We start from the raw sequence: 1,671 nt of genomic DNA, 5'->3' as shown, positions 1-1,671 counted from the left end.
TTAAGCCATTCGTTACTCATGATCGACTCTCCTCGTAATCCAAAACCTAACTCTAAGTATAGACTATGCTAGAAAAATTGCATTAAGGCGCGTCCGGTTATTAAATGGCGCCTCGATATTATCAGCATTACCAACACCTGTTGCCATAATAGTTCCGGAATATGATTCTTTGTCTTCTTGGTTGCCAGGATATGTAGACCATCAACTCCTTTATGTTGTTGCTCTTTCCGGCCTTATTCAGGTTGCTAATTCCCAGGCACGCAGTTCATCCTCCGGCAAAGGCTCGAAGAAACGCTGGTCGACCGGAGCCTTGCCGCTCAACGCACCGAATTGCCGGCGGCTGGGGCGGGGCGCGATGGGGGTGAGGCGCACGACGGGTGTCCCGGCCTTGGCGATCACGACTTCCTCGCCACGGCATGCCTGGTCGATGATCTTGGACAGTTGGGTCTTGGCCTCGTGGATATTGACCTGGATCATGGGGCTTCTTGATGCCTAGCTAACAGAGATTGGCTAAGTGTAGCAGTCAGATTGGACCGCGTAACGCTGACCGCAGGGCCTCGGCGCCGCCGGGCCGGTTTGGACGTCGGCCCGACGGTCGACCGAACCGGCCGCAGCCTCGACCGGTTGGTTTCCGGGTTTCGGCGCGGCCAGTGGAATGATGGACGGTCGCTATGCCGCCTCCCGCCCATCCACCTGTTTCAATCGACACTCCGCCGCCAGCCGCCGCAGGAATTGTTCCGGCGTCAGCGTCTCCCCGAGCAGGCTGCGCTGGCGGCAGACGTTGGCGAAGTCGCCCGCGGTCACTCCCTGGAGCGTCTCCAGATAGCGTGCCAGGTCCGGCGCGACGGCCGCGGTGGTATCGCCCAGCGCCTCGCGCGCGAAGAGCGCGAGTCGTTGCGCCGGGTTCAATGCCCGGAAATTGAGCTTGAAGTCGAACCGCCGCAGGGCCGCCGCATCAATGCCAGCCATCAGATTGGTCGCGGCAATGAAGATGCCGGGATAGCGCTCCATCTGCTGCAACAGCTCATTGACCTGGGTGCGCTCCCAACTGTGCCGGGCTGCCCGCCGATCCGCCAGAAAGCTGTCAACCTCGTCGAGCAACAGGACCGAATGGGCCGGGTCGCACTCGCGGAACAATCGCGCCAGGTTCTGCTCGGTCTGGCCGACATATGGCGAGATCAGGTCCGACGCCTGGCGCGCCACCAGTTCGCGGTCCAGCGCCTCGGCCAGGACCTCGGCAAAGACGGTCTTGCCGGTGCCGGGCGGGCCATAGAAGCACAGGCTGCCGCGGCCCTGCGCGGCCAGGGCGCGGGCGATGGCGCTCGGGCTGATCCCGCCGGCCAGGTTGAGAAAGGCCACGTCGAAGCGGGTCGCCGGGGTGCGCTGCCGGGGTCTGGGTGCCCCGTACAGCAGGGTGCGCACCGCCGCCACCCCGTCGCGTACCGTCTGCTCGGCCGGGGCCTGCGGGTGTAGGTCCAGCAGGCGCCGGGCCGCGCCGAATTGGGCCGGGGCCAGCACCGCGTCGGCGGCGAGTTCATCGAGCAGGGCGGATGGCAGGTCGCGGTCGCCCAGATGGCGCTCGACCATCCGGCGGCGCACCGAGCGCGGCGGGGTGACGAAGGCGACCGGCAGCAGGAAGCGCCGCAGAAAGGCCGGGTCCATGCGGTCGGC

At 64.7% G+C, this 1,671-nt stretch carries 2 protein-coding genes; both read right to left on the bottom strand.

Annotated elements, in window-relative coordinates; all coding sequences use genetic code 11:
• Positions 1 to 237 precede the first annotated feature (237 nt).
• Positions 238 to 477, bottom strand: a complete 240-nt coding sequence (locus tag QZY03_RS07535) for a type II toxin-antitoxin system Phd/YefM family antitoxin (RefSeq protein WP_295579728.1) — start codon at positions 475 to 477, stop codon at positions 238 to 240.
• A 192-nt stretch (positions 478 to 669) separates the two neighbouring features.
• On the bottom strand, positions 670 to 1,671 hold a 1,002-nt coding region (locus tag QZY03_RS07530), incomplete at its 5' end, for an AAA family ATPase (RefSeq protein ID WP_295579726.1).

Source organism: uncultured Lamprocystis sp. (assembly GCF_903933125.1).
In the GTDB taxonomy this organism is placed as follows: domain Bacteria; phylum Pseudomonadota; class Gammaproteobacteria; order Chromatiales; family Chromatiaceae; genus Thiodictyon.
The sequence above is the reverse complement of the archived record's forward strand: the minus strand, read 5'-3'. Positions and strand labels throughout refer to the sequence as shown.